This is a genomic window from Streptococcus hyointestinalis (assembly GCF_041225505.1).
GTDB classification, from domain to species: domain Bacteria; phylum Bacillota; class Bacilli; order Lactobacillales; family Streptococcaceae; genus Streptococcus; species Streptococcus hyointestinalis_B.
This window is the reverse complement of record NZ_JBCLSK010000001.1, coordinates 36,047-50,785: the sequence shown is the minus strand read 5'-3', so window position 1 is coordinate 50,785 and position 14,739 is coordinate 36,047. Positions and strand designations below refer to the sequence as shown.

Sequence of the window (14,739 nt, the reverse complement as noted above, 5' to 3'; positions counted from 1 at the left end):
GTAGATTCATTATAAATCATTCGTCTACATTTGTCAACAATAAAATCTAAAAAAATAACTTCTTTTGACAAGAAGCTATCTATATGTCCATAATCTGCAGGTTTTTCCATTTATTTCGCCAGTCTTTTTTCTGCTGTCGCTTGCGGTAAGTCTCCATCCGAGCGCTATTTTCTGTAAAGTGTGGCGTGGGACGAACGATAAAGTTCATAATATCCTCATCTCCATAGGGAAGAAACAGCTCCAGTTTATCCTCTTTGAGCCTTGCAGCAATGGCAGTGCAACGCTCAGGGTACTTAGAAACAGCGTCGCAAGCGCTGGTGTAAGGAAGTGTGTTTGGACTGTGAATGTGCATGTAGACTTGATTTTTCAGCTCCCACTGATAGTTTGGAAAACGCTTCTGCAGGTCACGCTCTATCTGACAAGACGCCTCGTAGGACAGCTCTGGGTCAAAAAAGACCACGTCAAGATCAGACATCTCCTCTAACCCATTTTTACCTGAGAGGGAGTTCCAGACATAGTTGCGAAGCGTCCCAGCAGCCAGCCAAGCATCCTTTAGTCCCAAGTCCGCAATGATGGACAAAATCGCCATCAACTCCTCATCACTAGTAAATAAACGCTCTAAATCCATAAAATATTCCCTTCTAATACCAATCACGGATGTACATGGCACTCATGGCAAAGCCTTTTTCGAGATTTTCTCTCAAGGAAGAAGACGACAGCTTGTGATAGAGCTGACTGACTCCCACGCTCAGCTTTTCTTTTTGCACCAGCTGTCGAAGAGCTAATCTCTCAAGAGCTGACTTGAGCTCACGACAAGCGACTTCAAAGTCTTTCCCAGACTCGACACTATGGTTAAATACCTGCAGGAGCTTGCGCTCTTTCGCACTCGTCCTATCATCTAACTTTTTTAGTTTAAGCATTTCTAAACTGATCGATAGCCGTACGAATCCGCTCAAAGCTAGCCTCTAAGCTCTCACCTTGCCTAATCAGCTCTTCTGTGGACCAGCCTAGGAGGTCTTTTTCCTTCCACCAGCGACGCATATCATCTACAGTAAATTCGTCCTTCTTAGCCCGTGTTGCATGGCGTCTAGCCGTCTCCTCAAAGGGTAAATCGTAATAATAGGCTAGAACCTTTGGAGCAAACAAATCTCGCAAGTCAGCCAGCATGGTACCGTAGATATCTGTCTCGTAAAATCCCTCAACCAAGACCAACAAATGATTCTCGTAGCCAAAGCGTGCGATTGTTTCCGTTAGCGAGATAGAGAGATTTCCTGGGCTGACCTTTTCCTTGAGCATACTTCTTCTGAAATTGTCCTGTGCAATCAAGAGGCATCCACGTCCATAATGATCTTACAATTTCTGCGCCAGGCTGGACTTGCCAGAGCCTGAATTGCCCCGAATAATGACCAAAGTCGCCCTCAACTCCTCATCACTGGTAAATAAACGTTCTAAATCCACAAAATATTCCTTTCTAGTACCAATCACGTATAGACATGGTGCTCATGGCAAAGCCTTTTTCGAGATTTTCTCTCAAAGAAGAGGACGACAGCTTGTGATAGAGCTGACTGACTCCAACGCTCAGCTTTTCTTTTTGAGCTAGCTGTTGAAGAGCCAATCTCTCAAGAGCAGACTTCAGCTCACGACAAGCGACTTCAAAGTCTTTCCCAGACTCGACACTATGGTTAAACGCCTGCAGGAGCTTGCGCTCTTTCTCGCTCGTCCTCTCATCCAGTATCACATTATAGCTCTCGGTTAAGAGAAGTTCTCTTTCCTTTTTCGTTTTCATGATACACCTCAACTCTTTCTTTTGTTGGCGGTCAGCTGTTTGATACACATTACTATAAGTATTGAAAAGCCTACAAAACCAATGGTATTACAAACAAATAAGAACGGATTCAAAGGTTTTGAGTAGTAATTATGTATAGCAGTGATGACAAAACCAATAGAGACAAGTAAGGGCATGATAAGATTTCTGATACGTTTCATAGTAATCTCCTCTCTAGACCATTAAGAATGACCCTTTTTCATAAATAGCATTTTGAGCTTATGGTTGATTGAATTTTCAACGGACACGAGTCTACCTAGTGACAAAATCGCACCAATGGCATAGTAAGTAATAACGATGTTACCGTAAAAATAAACGATAAGAGCTGACACCCCTCCTGTCAAAAGGTCATACACAAGGATAAGGACAATCACGATAGGCACTAGGCTGGTGTACTTGGCAAAGAGCCAAAACTGACTAGCGTATTCCTTTGCTGATAACACTTCTTTTGAGTGCCTATAGACTGCTAAAAAGGCTGTTAGGTAGAACATCAGACTCCATGCTATAAGAAGCAGATTTTTCGTCACAGAAAAGTGATAGAAGCTCCCAAGAGCAAACATGAGCAGAGCAGAAAGAATGACAATTCCCATAAATCTTAATGTGTTACGCATAAGAAACACCTCTTTTCCTTTTTAAAAATCAAATAATTGTACCTTTTTGTTAGTTTAAGTATATCATAAAAACAGTTACATGTTAATCAGATTTCCTAAATGGTCGCATTTTCGTCCTGAAAGGTCATCAAAAAACCAGTTTGACAAGCCAAACTGGTTTTTACTTTATTTTTTAGCGTCCAAATCACGCAACATCTGGTCAATCTTATTGCCGTAAGCGATAGACTCGTCCTTGATAAAGGTCAAGTCTGGAATCTTATACATGGATAAGTTCTTTCCAAGCTCACGTTTGATAGTACCTGTTGCTTTTTCAAGTCCGATTTGGGCTTTTTCATTGTCAGATGCTAGGTCGCTCATGACGGTGTAGAACACCTTAGCCATGGACAAATCCCCCAGCATTTGAACATCTGTTATCGTGACATTTTGCACACGTGGATCACGGACTTTTTTCTGCAAAATCTCGTTCACTTCACGCTTAATTTCCATACCGACACGATCAACACGAAATGAATTTGCCATAATAGTCCTCTCTATCTTCTAAAAACTGTTGATAAGTTTAGCGACGATCGATTTCTTCCATGATGTAAGCTTCGATCACGTCATCAACCTTGATGTCGTTATAGCCTTCAATCATAAGACCACCCTCTTGGGCATTTCCGATTTCTTTAACGTCGTCTTTGAAGTGTTTCAGACTAGCCAGTTTACCATCGTAGATAACGACACCGTCACGGATGACACGAACGCTAGAATCTCTAGTGACCTTACCACTTGTCACCATGAAGCCACCGATAGTACCCACTTTAGAGACCTTGAAGGTTTCACGGACAATCGCTTCACCGATGATTTTTTCTTCAAATTCAGGGTCAAGCATACCCTTCATAGCGTCTTCGACTTCTTCGATGACCTTGTAGATGATAGAGTGCAAGCGAATCTCAACATCGTCGCTATCTGCTTGCTGGCGAGCTTGTGGTGTCGGACGGACGTTAAATCCGATGATGACAGCGTTAGAAGCTTCCGCAAGTGTCACGTCTGACTCGTTGATGGCACCAACGGCAGAGTGAACGACATTGACCTTGACACCTTCAACATCAATCTTAAGAAGAGACGCAGCCAAGGCTTCGACAGAACCTTGTACATCTGCTTTGATGATGACGTTAACAGACTTGACTTCACCGGCTTTGAGGGTATCAAAGAGGTTTTCAAGGCTGACACGGTGTGTCATTTGACGTTGTTTGAGGAGTGCACGTTTAGCACGTTCTTCACCGGCAGCACGAGCAGCTTTTTCATCTGCATAAACCGCAAAGTGATCTCCTGCCATAGGCGCTTCATTGAGCCCTGTGATAGAGACTGGTGTTGATGGTCCAGCGACCTTAACACGACGTCCAAGGTCATTGACCATAGCACGGACACGACCAAAGGTATTGCCGACAACGATTGGGTCTTGAACATGCAAGGTACCTTGTTGCACAAGAAGGGTCGCAACAGCCCCTTTTCCTTTGTCAAGGCGTGCTTCGATAACAGTACCGATAGCACGAACCGTAGGGTCTGCTTTTAGCTCTTCCATCTCAGCAACCAAAAGAACAGTCTCTAAAAGCTCATCGATGTTTTGTCCAAACTTAGCAGAGATTTCGACAAACTCGCTATCACCACCCCAAGCAGTTGAGATGACACCGTGCTCTGCCAATTCACCGATAACACGCTCAGGATTAGCTCCTGGTTTATCAATTTTATTGATAGCAACGATGATTGGGACACCAGCTGCTTTTGAGTGGTTGATGGCTTCGATGGTTTGCGGCATAACACCGTCATCTGCTGCAACAATCAAGATGGTAATATCAGTGACAGAAGCTCCACGTGCACGCATACTTGTAAAGGCAGCATGCCCTGGTGTGTCAAGGAAGGTAATCTTCTTGCCATCTGCTTCGATCTGATAAGCTCCGATATGCTGAGTGATACCACCAGCTTCACCTGTCGCCACACGTGAATTACGCAGCGTATCTAGAAGGGTTGTCTTACCATGGTCGACGTGACCCATGATGGTAACAACCGGTGGACGCTCTTCCAGTTTATCTTTGTTGAGGTAATCGTCATCAACAAAGAAGCGCTCGATATCGGCTTCATCCACCTCTACCTTAGCATGCGCCTCGATACCATAATCCACCATCAAAAGCTCAATGGTATCACCATCTAGTGATTGGTTTTGTGTTGCCATCACACCCATCATAAAGAGTTTTTTAACAATCTCAGCGGGTTCACGTTTGATACGTTTTGCGATTTCGGCAACAGTCATGCCTTCTGTATACTCAAATTCTTTTGGCAATTCATGGAACTTACGCTCTGTGACTGGTTTTGGAGCGCTATTACGATTGTTCTTGCCTTTTTTGTTTTTCTTAGGATTCCAGTTACTATTTCGTTGATTTCTCACTTGGTTCTGACTATTCCAACTTCTCTTATTTTTTGTTTGTTTTGGTCCGTCCTCATTGTCACGATTGTAATCACGACTTTTATCGGGACGGTTTTGTTTTTTACGTCTTGTATCAACCACTTCTTTGACTGGCTCTTGAGCGACAGCCACTTTAGCCGCTGGGGCTTGTTTGGCTTTTTTAGCTTCTTCTTGAACTTTAGCTTCGCTCTTAGCTTTTTTAGCCAGAGCTTCTTCTTTTTGGCGGTTGGCTTTGGCTTCTTGTTCCTTGTGGAAACGCTCCTCGCTCATACGAGAATACTCTGCATTTTGCTCTGCCTTGAGCGCTGCAGCTCTTGCCTTAAAGTCAATGCGACCACCAGCTTGTTTATTGGCACGATTATCCGCTTGACGGTTGTTTGCAAAGCGACTTTGTCCATTTTGCGGACGATTGTTGCGGTTTTGAGATGATTTTTGGTTGCGATTATCACGACGCTCACCTCTATCAGCCCTGCGGTCGTTTCTGCGGTTATTTTGGCGACGTTGCTCTTGCTCACGTGCCTTTGCTTCACGCTCAGCCTTAAAGTTACGGCTTTGCGGTTTTGCTTGCGTAGCTGGCGCTGGCTGTGCTTTTTGCGCCTTAGGCGCTTCCTTACGCTCAGCAGCTAGTTTTGCTACGGCGTTCTTGTCATTTGTCTTTTGTGGAGCTTTTTCAACTTTTTTAGGAGCTGAAAAATTCGCTACAATACGTTTAGCATCGCTCTCTTCGACACTAGAAGAGTGGCTTTTCACCTCTAACCCCAGTGATTGAGCATAAGCGACAATTTCCTTACTAGGCTTGCCGACTTCTTTTGCGATTTCGTATAATCTCTTCTTTGACAAATTATGTCCTCCTATTCTATTCGTTCATAAGAGTCCTCATTTTCTTTGAAAATCCAGCGTCTGTAATGGCAAGAACCTTGCGAGCCTTGCCAACAGAAGCGCTTAATTGCAATGTTGTTAACACTGTGGAGACTTCTATTTGATAATATTTACCTTTATCTGTTATCTTCTTGGTCAGGTTGCTCTTAGCGTCACTCGCTAAAAAGACAAGCTGCGCTTTTTGCGTTTGGATGGCTTTAATCACCTGCTCTTCACCAGAGACAAGACAGCCTGCACGCTGCGCTAGACCAATCAGATTGCACAATTTTTCTACACTAGTCAAGACCGAGCTCTCTTCTTTTGACTTTATGATCGACATAAGCAATCAATTCATCATAAAAACTATCTGGTACATCCATGGAAAAACTGCGATTAAAGACCTTGTTTTTCTTAGCCAAAGCAGCCTCGCTATTATCTAACTTGATATAAGCTCCACGACCATTTTGTTTGCCAGTTGGATCAATGAAAATCTCACCGTCTTTGTTTTTGACGATACGCAGAAGGTCACGTTTGTTAATGACCTCCCCTGACACAACTGATTTGCGTAAAGGTATTTTTCTTGTTTTAGCCATGAAACACCTCTATTTCTGTTTTATTCTGCTGCAGTCTCTTGCTCATCACTTGTTTCTTGAGCTTCTTGACTGGTCAAATCTTCTGCCAATTCTGCGATATTTTCAGCCAAATCTTCTGCTAAGCTATCGCTAGCTTCAAGCGCTGCTTCTTCGATGACTTTAGCTTTTTCAGCTTCAATCTTCTCGTATTCACTAGCTGACTTGATGTCGATACGATAGCCTGTCAGATGTGCTGCCAAGCGGACATTTTGCCCACGGCGTCCAATAGCAAGAGAGAGTTTGTTGTCTGGAACGACAACGGTAGCTCGCTTGCTATCCTCATCATCAAATAAGACCATATCCACCTCAGCAGGTGCAATGGCATTGTAGATAAATTCAGCTGGATCTTCTACCCACTGGATGACATCGATATTTTCCTCAACAGGAATTTCGACGCCTGTCTTTGGATCAATACGTTTTGGATGGAAGTTGCTGACCACTTTTTTGATGTTGCTGCCACCACGACCAACGATTGTCCCGATAGCGTCAACATTTGGATTGTGACTACGAACAGCAACCTTTGTACGGTCTCCAGCCTCACGAGCCACACTCATAATCTCAACCGTGCCATCAAACACTTCAGGAATTTCACGCTCCATAATGCGCTTGATGAACTCTGGGTGGCTACGGCTTACAAAAACGTTGACCCCCTTAGGATTGTTTTCAACCTTGTAGACATAAACATCAATCATGTCATGCGATTTGAAGCGCTCACCAGCAATCTGGTCTTGGTGAGACAATTGTGCCTCAAGTGAGCCAAGATTGACATAGATAAAGCGTTGGTCAAAACGCTCAACCGTTCCTGTCATGATTTCACCTTCATGCTCTTTGTATTCATTGTAAGTGATTTCACGCATTTGACGGCGCATTTTTTCCATGATGGTCTGCTTAGCGGATTGTGCTGCGACACGCCCAAATTCATTGACAGACTCTTCAAAGCGAATCTTGTCTCCCAACTCATAAGCTGAGCTAATCTTAAGAGCATCTTTTAAGCTAATTTCCAAGCGACTATCAAAAACTTCGTCTACAACCTCACGAACGGTAAAGACTTTAAAGTCACCTGCTTTTTCATCAAACTCAATGGCACAGCTCTCAGACTGTCCATAACGACGCTTATAAGCCGCTTTTAGGGACTCAGTCACAGCATCGATGATGTCAGCTTTATTGATGTGTTTTTCTTCTTCCAAAACGCGGAAGGCTTCTAGCATTTCTTTGCTCATAATGTCTTCTTCTTGCTTAACAAGAAATTTCCTTTCTTAAAGTTTAACAGCTAAGCGGGCTTTGGCTACCGTCTGATAGGGAATCGTAACGGTTTTTGTACGTGTCTTGTCCTTATAGTTTAGCGTCAGCTCATCTCCATCAAAAGCAATCAAGTCTCCCTCAAACACCTTGACCTTGTCAATAGCTTGATAAAGGCTAATATTGACATAAGAGCCAACAGCATTTTCTAGGCTTTCTTTGGTCTTTAACGGACGCTCTAAACCAGGACTTGAAATCTCTAGCATGTACTGCTCTGGAAATGGGTCTGGCTTTATGGTATCAAGTAGTGGGCTGATGACCTCAGTCAAATCTGCTGTATCCTCAACAGTGATCCCCTCTGGCTTATCCACCAAAATACTTAACACATAATCACCGCCAAGCTTTCCATACTCGACATCTACCAACTCAAATGGTGCCTTGATCACAGGACTCACAGTCTCTGTGACAATGGCAATAATATCTGCTGCTGCGATACTCATCCCCTCCTTACTCTCTAGCCTTAGAAAGACAGAGCTTTCTAAGCTATTTATTCAACTTGTGCTTTGGCACTTTTCGTACAAGATAAGAGGCGAAGTCATCAACTCCGCCCCTCCTATTCTAGTACTACTTTACAATCATTATACCACAGACTTGACTATAAGACAAGTCCTAAACTCAAAGGAGAGGAGGGGATTCGAACCCCCGAGCCCCGTTAAGGACTACACGCTTTCCAAGCGTGCGCACTCGGCCTCTATGCGACCTCTCCACATAAGAAGTCTATGATAGACATAAACTCCATTTATTGTATCATGAATTGAAAGAAACTTCAACCCTGTAGATCACCTGACCTTTGTTTGAAAATTTCTCTTCGTACTCTGTCATGACATTTCCCTCAAAGTCACTAGCATGCAAATCTAGCCAAACCTGCTTGATGGTCATGCCGTACTGGGACATACTAGCAAGACTGTACTCAAACAGACCACGATTGTCCGTCTTAAAGTGAATCTCACCCTTTTCAGGCAAAATCTGCTGATAAGTGTCCAGAAAAGTCTTGTAGGTCAAGCGACGTTTTTCATGACGTTTTTTAGGCCAAGGGTCGCTAAAGTTCAGATACATCAGATCCACTTCGCCATTTTCAAAATAATCGGTCAAGCTAGAGCCGTCTACTAAGAGCAACTTGACATTTGGGCAATCACTTGCAATCACTTTATCAAGCGCATAACTGAGCACGGACGGCTGCAGGTCAATGCCAATATAGTTGATGTCAGGGTGTTTTTTTGCCATTCCAGTGATAAAGGCACCCTTTCCTGAGCCAACCTCGATGTGGATGGGGTTGTTATTGCCAAAAAGCTCCTGCCAATGTCCTTTGGCGTCTTCTGGTTTTGAAACTACAAACTGAGGATAGTTTGCTAGGTGTTCCTCGGCACCTTTACGTCGTCTAACTCGCATCTTCTTTTGTCATCATTTCTCTAAATTTACGTAAACCATAGATTTCTTGGTTGACATACTCCATATCACGTTGGTCAAAACATGTGGTAATCTGATTGAGATAAGAGAATTGCCCAAACCAATTGATTTTACGGCGCACCTTCTCATTATCCTTGTAGCCATAGCCTTTTAGCCACTCGTGCCAACGATTTCTAGGGATGTAGTGACTAAGGAGATATGCCACGTCATACATCCGATCAGTCAAGCGTACAGAATCCCAATCTACCAGATAAATCAGCCCACTCGTTGTGATAATCCAGTTGCTGTTTTTAATGTCACCGTGGACAATGGTTGCAATATCTGAATTGAACTCAGGGAGACTACGGCGAAGGTCCTTGACAACGCTTTGCAGATAAGTATTTTCACGGATTTGCAAAGCAGCATTTTTCTCCCAAGACACTAGTAAATCATAGGGATTTTCAATTTTATAGTCCAACTGTAAGAGTTGGTTGACTAAGGGTCTTGACTTGTGCAGGCGCACTAGGATTTGCATGACCTGTTTACTGGTCATATCCTCACGTGTCAAAATCCGTCCGTCCAACCACTCCTGCGCACTCATCATATCACCATTTGCGGTACGTCTTGCCCACAAAAGTTGCGGGGCGATTTGTTCTTTTGCAAGGGCAGGTAAGATCGGAGTGGTATTTAACTTGACAAAGATACGCTCTCCATTAGGATATTGTCCGATATAAGCCTTGCCGCTCTTGCCACGTAAAGGCGTGAGGGTAAGCTCTTGTTCTGAATTAGCCACAGGCTTCTCCTTTCTAGATGACTTGATTTCTATCACCATTTTACTTGTTTTTAAGCACTTAGTCAATCATCTTCCGTATCTTGTAAGAAAGATAGCCCTCAACTAAGACAACCATCACAAGCACAAGTAAAAGGCTAGCTTGAAGATTAAAGGTAAATATCAGCTCGACAACTGTCATAAGATAAGCAAGCACACGTAAAAATTGCTTGAGATCTTGCTTTTTTTCTTGATTTCCAATCGGATAAAGTTTGATGAGGTATTGGTAATCATAATGACTATAGAGTGCTAAGAGCTGAAAGAGCAGGAGATAATTAAAAACGAGAGCCAGACCTGCTGCTAAAAAGCGGTTGCTGATAAAGAGCAGAGACAGCACAGCTAGCGCAAATAGACGCACAAAAAGTGAAAAATAATCCCCACTGCGTAGGAACGCTCTCACATAGAGATTGGACCAGAGTTTTTTCTTTTGTAGGGGCTTGAGCACACCGTCTAAGAATTTACGGCGCTTAACCGAAGTGGAGATACCCTTGACTGTTGTAAACAGAGCAAAGAACTTCAAGATAGATTGCTTGCGTCTCTCCTCATCAAAAATAGCACGCTCCCAGTCTAACTTGCCAGCTTGCACCCATTTTTTTGCCTTGTAGTCCATGATAAACCACTTGACAAAAGCCAGAATCACAAGCATGAGGACAAAACTCCAAGGCACAAAACCGAGCTTTAGAAAAATCGGTGCTAAGATAATAAGAACAATAGTCTGCACACTCACCCATACGCTGTAAGCTCTGGTCTTTGCACGCTTGATTTGCGTAAGGACTGCCTCTTCTTTTGGCAATAAAAACTGCTGATCAGCACTCTCCAAATAAGTCGCAATGCTTCCAAAACCTAGAAGAACGACTATCACCAAAATCATAACTAGCCGCACGACCCAGGTGTCTTTTGGAAAATGCGCTAGCAATTGGCTGTATTGCAACAAAACAAACCCAAGCAAGAACATAAGAGCTAGGACAAAATGGTCGTTAAAGACATAGCGCAAATACTTCAGCACCTGATTGGTAAAGGTGCGTCGCCTTTTATCAAATAGTTCTCTCATCCTAGACCTCTTTTGTTAGTAGCATGTAAATGTCATTGAGACTAGCGTTTTCCATGTGAAATTGCTGGCGCAAATCAGCCAGTGTCCCATCTGCCAAGACCTCGCCGTGGTGCAAAATGACAAAGCGATCACACATCTTCTCTGCCGAATCCAGCACATGCGTACTCATGAGAATCGACGTGCCCTTTTGTTTTTCTTCCTCCAAAAGAGCAATCAAGTCTGTAATCGCCAGAGGGTCAAGCCCTAAAAAGGGCTCATCCACAATCAGCAAACTCGGCTGAATGATAAAGGCACAGATAATCATGACCTTTTGCTTCATCCCTTTTGAAAAATGCGTCGGAAACCAGTCAAGCTTGTCCTTGAGTCGAAAGAGCTCTAAGAGATTCTCACTTCGCTCTAGGGCAGTCGCAACAGGAATGTCATAAGCCATAGCCACCGTCTCGATATGCTCACGAAGGGTCAACTCCTCATAGAGACTAGGCGTCTCAGGGATGTAGCCAATCTTTTTGCGGTAGCTTGCTTGATTTGCCTCAATCGTCTCATCATCAATCCTAATCTTGCCTTGATAAGGTGTCAAAAGACCGATGATTTCCTTAATCGTCGTTGACTTTCCAGCACCGTTTAGCCCAATGAGACCTACCAACTCACCGTCAGCGACCTCAAAAGAGACCTTTTTTAACACGGGGATATTGACATATCCGCCAGTAACATTTTCGAGTTTTAACATGCGATTTCTCTCTAACTTTGTTATACTTATAGTAAGTATTATAACAAAAAGACGGATAGAAAGGGTACTTTTATGGATAATTGTATTTTTTGTCGTATTGTCTCTGGAGACATTCCTTCTTCTAAAGTGTATGAAGACGATAAGATTTTAGCCTTTTTAGATATTTCTCAAGCCACAAAAGGACACACACTGGTCATTCCAAAGCAGCATGTGCGAAATGTCCTTGAGATGGACGAAAATGCTGCAAGAACTGTCTTTTCACGTGTCCCTAAGATTGCACGTGCCCTCAAAAAAGCAACTGGCGCTGCTGGCATGAACATCATCGCTAATAACGAAGAAATCGCTGGACAAACAGTCTTTCACGCTCATATCCATCTTGTTCCACGCTATGGTGACGATGACGGACTCGCTATTTCCTACACAGAGCATGAGCCTGACTTTGAAGCACTAGCTAAGCTTGCTGAAACCATCCAAAAGGAGATGATTGTATGAAAAAACGTCAAGCCATCACCTTAGGACTCGTCGCAACGGCTGGTCTTGCGACTTATCTGACTTACAAAAACCGCTACCGTATCCGAGCACTGCTCCAATTTGGTAAAGATGAGATAACAACAGCAGCCGCTTCTATGGATAATATCCAAAAGAACATCCAAATCATCCAAGATCAAACAGAGCTCATCAAAGAGCTGAGCCAAGAGAGCAAAGAAAAATGGCGTCTCTTTCAGCAAGAAACCGCACCAAGATTAACAGAAATCAATATAAGACTTGAGCACATCAAAGAACTCACTCAATAATAAGAAAAACTCTGAGGAAATCCTCAGAGTTTTTTTACTGCCCATAATTGTAGTAAGAGTTTTGTGTGCCGGTATCATAGGTCTGACCAGAGTAGGCACTACTTGCCGTTCCTGCATCTGAATAGGTACCGTATGTGTTTTGACTGCTGTAGTTATTATAAGTCGAGGTGCTACCACCAGTGTCATAACCGTAATAAGAACCATAGGACTGGTTATAATCCGTGCTATCACCTGATGATGACAGACCATAGTAATCTTCATAAGTGATAGCCGTTGTAGTCAGCGTCTTAGATGTTTTCTTACCAAGCGCTTTTTTGATAGTGTTTTGAATCTTGAGCAGGTGGTCATTACTTACAATCTGATAAGACACACCGTTGATCTCTTGACCGTCACCTTTTAGCTGGTAAGACTTGATATTTGAGAGGGCATCCGAATAGCCTAAGAGACTTGGAATGGTGCTAGAGTTAATCTCGATATTGGTTTGCATGTTCTTGCTGACCGCTGACAAAATCTTACGATAAGAAGCTACACTATCAAGTGACAAAATCTTCTTCATCACTTTTTGGATAACCTCACGCTGACGTTTCTGACGTCCATAGTCACCCTCTGGGTCGTCGTAGCGCATACGAGCGTAGACAAGTGCTTGATCACCATTGATTTTATGAGTTCCAGGCTCTACTGTCGCCGTGTAATCGGGCTCATTTTCGGCAATAGAGATTGGGAAATCAAAGTTATTGGTTACAGTGATACCACCAACGGCATTGACCAAGTCAACGAGTCCCTGCATGTTCATCTGCATGTAGTAGTCAATATTCATGTTGAGAAGCTTATTGACCGTCATCAGTGCCATCTCAGCATCACCAGAAGCGTAGGCAGCGTTGAGTTTTGCGGCAACACCGTCCATGTCATTGTCTTCTGGTCCTGTCAGATTGACATAAATATCACGCTCAAGACTGGTCATAGTCGTCTTTTTGGTTTTAGGATTGATGGTGACAACAATCATGGTATCACTATTTCCCGACCAAGTGTCTGTACGGTTATAAGTCCCTGTATCCACCCCCATAAGGAGAATGGAAATAGGTTTATTTTCCTTAATGGTCGTATTGTCAGACTTGATATTTTTGTAGTTTTTAAAGGTTTTTGAAAACTCATTGGCTGAGAAAAAGTAAGCAGAGGTGGCATAAGCCCCAATAGCAATCACCGTTGTCACAAAAATCGTGACAAGCATTATTAAAATCTTCTTTCCGATACTCATCTTCGTTTCTTTAGTTACCTTCGATCATTTTACTCATCATACAGACGTCTAAAAAATCACCTGTCTGGGCTCTTGCCCCTCGTTTTTTGATACCTTCTAGCAAAAAGCCATGCTTTTGGTAGATGTGAAGCGCCGCTTGATTACGCTTTTGCACGGTCAACTCTAAGCGCCTTATCACACCGCTGTGCTCTGCCCAGTCAATCGCTTCTGCTAAAAGAAGTTGCCCCAGACCGCAGCCCCAGTAGGACTTTTTCACCGCTAGAAAAATATCTCCGATATGGCTGACACTATAATCCTGCTTTCCTGCGACATTGAGCACTGCTATCGCTTCATCCTCTAACATCACCAGTAAACACAAGCAGTTGTCGTAAAGCTGACTTGAGCTGATAAATGCTTCCATCTCACTTTTAGTCAGATGTTCTTGACTATCTTCTGTGATAAAGTCAGACTCAAGTCGCACGCACTCTAGCAATTTAACAAGTGCACCAGCATCACTCGGTTCAGCCACTTTTACAATAACTTCTTTAGCTTCTTTCATGGATATCGTCTATAATCGCCTGAGAACGCTCGCCGTGCGCTTTAAATCTAAGCGTGCGTCCATCGTCTTTGCGCTCAAGGATAATTTCTAAATAATCGCCTAAAAGCGCATCATCTAACAGCTCACCCCACTCGATAACAGTGACACCCTCTCCATACAAAAAGGTATCAAGGTCAATCGAGTCTGGATCGTCACCGATACGGTAAACATCCAAGTGATAGAGCGGAAGTCTGCCCTCATACTCACGAACAATGGTATAAGTCGGGCTTTTCACCATCTGGCTAACACCTAGCCCTCTAGCTATGCCTTTTGTTAGCGTGGTCTTTCCAGCTCCCAAATCACCTGTCAAAACGATAATATCACCAGCTTGTAAGCTTCTAGCGAACTGCTCACCGTAAGCCTCAAGCTCTGTTTCATTATGACTATACAACATGACACCATTATACCAAAATTTAAAGAGACTTCCAAATTAAAATTGAGAGAAAAGTCAA

General features: G+C 43.2%; 19 protein-coding genes, 1 tRNA gene and 3 pseudogenes. 2 read left to right on the top strand and 21 right to left on the bottom strand.

The window, feature by feature from the left end; translation table 11 throughout:
* Positions 1-79 precede the first annotated feature (79 nt).
* The 18 genes and pseudogenes from AALA56_RS00310 to AALA56_RS00225 form a co-directional block, all read right to left on the bottom strand.
* Positions 80-628, bottom strand: a complete 549-nt coding sequence (locus tag AALA56_RS00310) for a nucleotidyltransferase family protein (protein WP_369908238.1) — start codon at positions 626-628, stop codon at positions 80-82.
* Positions 629-641: 13 nt separating this feature from the next.
* Positions 642-920 carry a hypothetical protein gene (locus AALA56_RS00305; RefSeq protein ID WP_369908237.1) on the bottom strand — a complete coding sequence of 93 codons (279 nt, stop codon included), beginning with the start codon at positions 918-920 and terminating at the stop codon, positions 642-644.
* Positions 913-1,422 (bottom strand): annotated as a pseudogene (locus tag AALA56_RS00300) (kinase). The gene AALA56_RS00305 and the pseudogene AALA56_RS00300 overlap by 8 nt, the downstream one beginning before the upstream one ends.
* A 49-nt stretch (positions 1,423-1,471) precedes the next feature.
* Complete coding sequence (locus tag AALA56_RS00295) at positions 1,472-1,786, bottom strand: bacteriocin immunity protein (RefSeq protein WP_369908236.1); 315 nt, start codon at positions 1,784-1,786, stop codon at positions 1,472-1,474.
* 8 nt (positions 1,787-1,794) lie between these two features.
* A complete protein-coding gene (locus AALA56_RS00290; protein WP_369908235.1) occupies positions 1,795-1,986 on the bottom strand; it encodes a hypothetical protein in 192 nt (63 codons plus the stop codon).
* 21 nt (positions 1,987-2,007) lie between these two features.
* The gene (locus AALA56_RS00285) at positions 2,008-2,436 is read right to left on the bottom strand and encodes a hypothetical protein (protein ID WP_369908234.1); all 429 of its coding nucleotides are present in this window, start codon (positions 2,434-2,436) and stop codon (positions 2,008-2,010) included.
* A gap of 165 nt (positions 2,437-2,601) precedes the next feature.
* Positions 2,602-2,955 carry a 30S ribosome-binding factor RbfA gene (gene rbfA, locus AALA56_RS00280; RefSeq protein WP_115268380.1) on the bottom strand — a complete coding sequence of 118 codons (354 nt, stop codon included), beginning with the start codon at positions 2,953-2,955 and terminating at the stop codon, positions 2,602-2,604.
* 37 nt (positions 2,956-2,992) lie between these two features.
* A pseudogene (gene infB / locus AALA56_RS00275) lies at positions 2,993-5,446 on the bottom strand (translation initiation factor IF-2); the annotation flags it as partial.
* A gap of 110 nt (positions 5,447-5,556) precedes the next feature.
* Positions 5,557-5,719 (bottom strand): annotated as a pseudogene (locus tag AALA56_RS00270) (translation initiation factor IF-2 N-terminal domain-containing protein); the annotation flags it as partial.
* Positions 5,720-5,735: 16 nt separating this feature from the next.
* A complete protein-coding gene (locus tag AALA56_RS00265; protein ID WP_115268375.1) occupies positions 5,736-6,041 on the bottom strand; it encodes a YlxQ-related RNA-binding protein in 306 nt (101 codons plus the stop codon).
* Positions 6,034-6,330, bottom strand: coding sequence for an RNase P modulator RnpM (gene rnpM, locus AALA56_RS00260; protein ID WP_277650360.1), 297 nt, complete (start codon positions 6,328-6,330; stop codon positions 6,034-6,036). The genes AALA56_RS00265 and rnpM overlap by 8 nt, the downstream gene beginning before the upstream one ends.
* A 20-nt stretch (positions 6,331-6,350) precedes the next feature.
* The gene (nusA, locus tag AALA56_RS00255) at positions 6,351-7,589 is read right to left on the bottom strand and encodes a transcription termination factor NusA (protein ID WP_369908233.1); all 1,239 of its coding nucleotides are present in this window, start codon (positions 7,587-7,589) and stop codon (positions 6,351-6,353) included.
* Positions 7,590-7,625: 36 nt separating this feature from the next.
* Entirely contained in the window at positions 7,626-8,108 is a 483-nt protein-coding gene (rimP, locus tag AALA56_RS00250; protein WP_369908232.1) for a ribosome maturation factor RimP, read from the bottom strand.
* A 179-nt stretch (positions 8,109-8,287) separates the two neighbouring features.
* A tRNA-Ser gene (locus AALA56_RS00245) sits at positions 8,288-8,374 on the bottom strand.
* Between the two features lie 41 nt (positions 8,375-8,415).
* Positions 8,416-9,057: a tRNA (guanosine(46)-N7)-methyltransferase TrmB gene (gene trmB, locus AALA56_RS00240; RefSeq protein WP_369908231.1), complete on the bottom strand. Its 642-nt coding sequence runs from the start codon at positions 9,055-9,057 to the stop codon at positions 8,416-8,418.
* Positions 9,047-9,847, bottom strand: a complete 801-nt coding sequence (gene ccrZ / locus AALA56_RS00235) for a cell cycle regulator CcrZ (RefSeq protein ID WP_115268365.1) — start codon at positions 9,845-9,847, stop codon at positions 9,047-9,049. The genes trmB and ccrZ overlap by 11 nt, the downstream gene beginning before the upstream one ends.
* A gap of 58 nt (positions 9,848-9,905) precedes the next feature.
* A complete protein-coding gene (locus AALA56_RS00230) occupies positions 9,906-10,934 on the bottom strand; it encodes an ABC transporter permease (protein WP_369908230.1) in 1,029 nt (342 codons plus the stop codon).
* A 1-nt stretch (position 10,935) separates the two neighbouring features.
* The gene (locus AALA56_RS00225; RefSeq protein ID WP_369908229.1) at positions 10,936-11,661 is read right to left on the bottom strand and encodes an ABC transporter ATP-binding protein; all 726 of its coding nucleotides are present in this window, start codon (positions 11,659-11,661) and stop codon (positions 10,936-10,938) included.
* A gap of 72 nt (positions 11,662-11,733) precedes the next feature.
* Here AALA56_RS00225 and AALA56_RS00220 point away from each other — a divergent pair, with 72 nt between their 5' ends.
* Positions 11,734-12,153 carry an HIT family protein gene (locus AALA56_RS00220; protein WP_369908228.1) on the top strand — a complete coding sequence of 140 codons (420 nt, stop codon included), beginning with the start codon at positions 11,734-11,736 and terminating at the stop codon, positions 12,151-12,153.
* Positions 12,150-12,455, top strand: a complete 306-nt coding sequence (locus tag AALA56_RS00215) for a hypothetical protein (protein WP_369908227.1) — start codon at positions 12,150-12,152, stop codon at positions 12,453-12,455. Before AALA56_RS00220 ends, AALA56_RS00215 begins: the two co-directional genes overlap by 4 nt.
* Before the next feature lie 34 nt (positions 12,456-12,489).
* On the opposite strand, the gene lytR is transcribed toward AALA56_RS00215, so the two are convergent.
* Genes lytR through tsaE form a run of 3 tightly spaced genes read right to left on the bottom strand, consistent with a single transcriptional unit; the run spans position 12,490 to position 14,681 of the window.
* Positions 12,490-13,710: a glycopolymer--peptidoglycan transferase LytR gene (lytR, locus tag AALA56_RS00210; protein ID WP_369908226.1), complete on the bottom strand. Its 1,221-nt coding sequence runs from the start codon at positions 13,708-13,710 to the stop codon at positions 12,490-12,492.
* Between the two features lie 10 nt (positions 13,711-13,720).
* Positions 13,721-14,248, bottom strand: coding sequence for a GNAT family N-acetyltransferase (locus AALA56_RS00205; RefSeq protein WP_369908225.1), 528 nt, complete (start codon positions 14,246-14,248; stop codon positions 13,721-13,723).
* Positions 14,235-14,681 carry a tRNA (adenosine(37)-N6)-threonylcarbamoyltransferase complex ATPase subunit type 1 TsaE gene (gene tsaE / locus AALA56_RS00200; RefSeq protein WP_369908224.1) on the bottom strand — a complete coding sequence of 149 codons (447 nt, stop codon included), beginning with the start codon at positions 14,679-14,681 and terminating at the stop codon, positions 14,235-14,237. Before tsaE ends, AALA56_RS00205 begins: the two co-directional genes overlap by 14 nt.
* Between the last annotated feature and the right edge of the window lie 58 nt (positions 14,682-14,739).

Bases quoted from the DNA above. Each gene is read 5' to 3' on its own strand.
- AALA56_RS00310 (WP_369908238.1), bottom strand. From the start codon at position 628: ATGGATTTAGAGCGTTTATTTACTAGTGATGAGGAGTTGATGGCGATT.
- AALA56_RS00305 (WP_369908237.1), bottom strand. From the start codon at position 920: ATGCTTAAACTAAAAAAGTTAGATGATAGGACGAGTGCGAAAGAGCGC.
- AALA56_RS00295 (WP_369908236.1), bottom strand. From the start codon at position 1,786: ATGAAAACGAAAAAGGAAAGAGAACTTCTCTTAACCGAGAGCTATAAT.
- AALA56_RS00290 (WP_369908235.1), bottom strand. From the start codon at position 1,986: ATGAAACGTATCAGAAATCTTATCATGCCCTTACTTGTCTCTATTGGT.
- AALA56_RS00285 (WP_369908234.1), bottom strand. From the start codon at position 2,436: ATGCGTAACACATTAAGATTTATGGGAATTGTCATTCTTTCTGCTCTG.
- rbfA (WP_115268380.1), bottom strand. From the start codon at position 2,955: ATGGCAAATTCATTTCGTGTTGATCGTGTCGGTATGGAAATTAAGCGT.
- rnpM (WP_277650360.1), bottom strand. From the start codon at position 6,330: ATGGCTAAAACAAGAAAAATACCTTTACGCAAATCAGTTGTGTCAGGG.
- nusA (WP_369908233.1), bottom strand. From the start codon at position 7,589: ATGAGCAAAGAAATGCTAGAAGCCTTCCGCGTTTTGGAAGAAGAAAAA.
- rimP (WP_369908232.1), bottom strand. From the start codon at position 8,108: ATGAGTATCGCAGCAGCAGATATTATTGCCATTGTCACAGAGACTGTG.
- trmB (WP_369908231.1), bottom strand. From the start codon at position 9,057: ATGCGAGTTAGACGACGTAAAGGTGCCGAGGAACACCTAGCAAACTAT.
- AALA56_RS00230 (WP_369908230.1), bottom strand. From the start codon at position 10,934: ATGAGAGAACTATTTGATAAAAGGCGACGCACCTTTACCAATCAGGTG.
- AALA56_RS00225 (WP_369908229.1), bottom strand. From the start codon at position 11,661: ATGTTAAAACTCGAAAATGTTACTGGCGGATATGTCAATATCCCCGTG.
- AALA56_RS00220 (WP_369908228.1), top strand. From the start codon at position 11,734: ATGGATAATTGTATTTTTTGTCGTATTGTCTCTGGAGACATTCCTTCT.
- AALA56_RS00215 (WP_369908227.1), top strand. From the start codon at position 12,150: ATGAAAAAACGTCAAGCCATCACCTTAGGACTCGTCGCAACGGCTGGT.
- lytR (WP_369908226.1), bottom strand. From the start codon at position 13,710: ATGAGTATCGGAAAGAAGATTTTAATAATGCTTGTCACGATTTTTGTG.
- AALA56_RS00205 (WP_369908225.1), bottom strand. From the start codon at position 14,248: ATGAAAGAAGCTAAAGAAGTTATTGTAAAAGTGGCTGAACCGAGTGAT.
- tsaE (WP_369908224.1), bottom strand. From the start codon at position 14,681: ATGTTGTATAGTCATAATGAAACAGAGCTTGAGGCTTACGGTGAGCAG.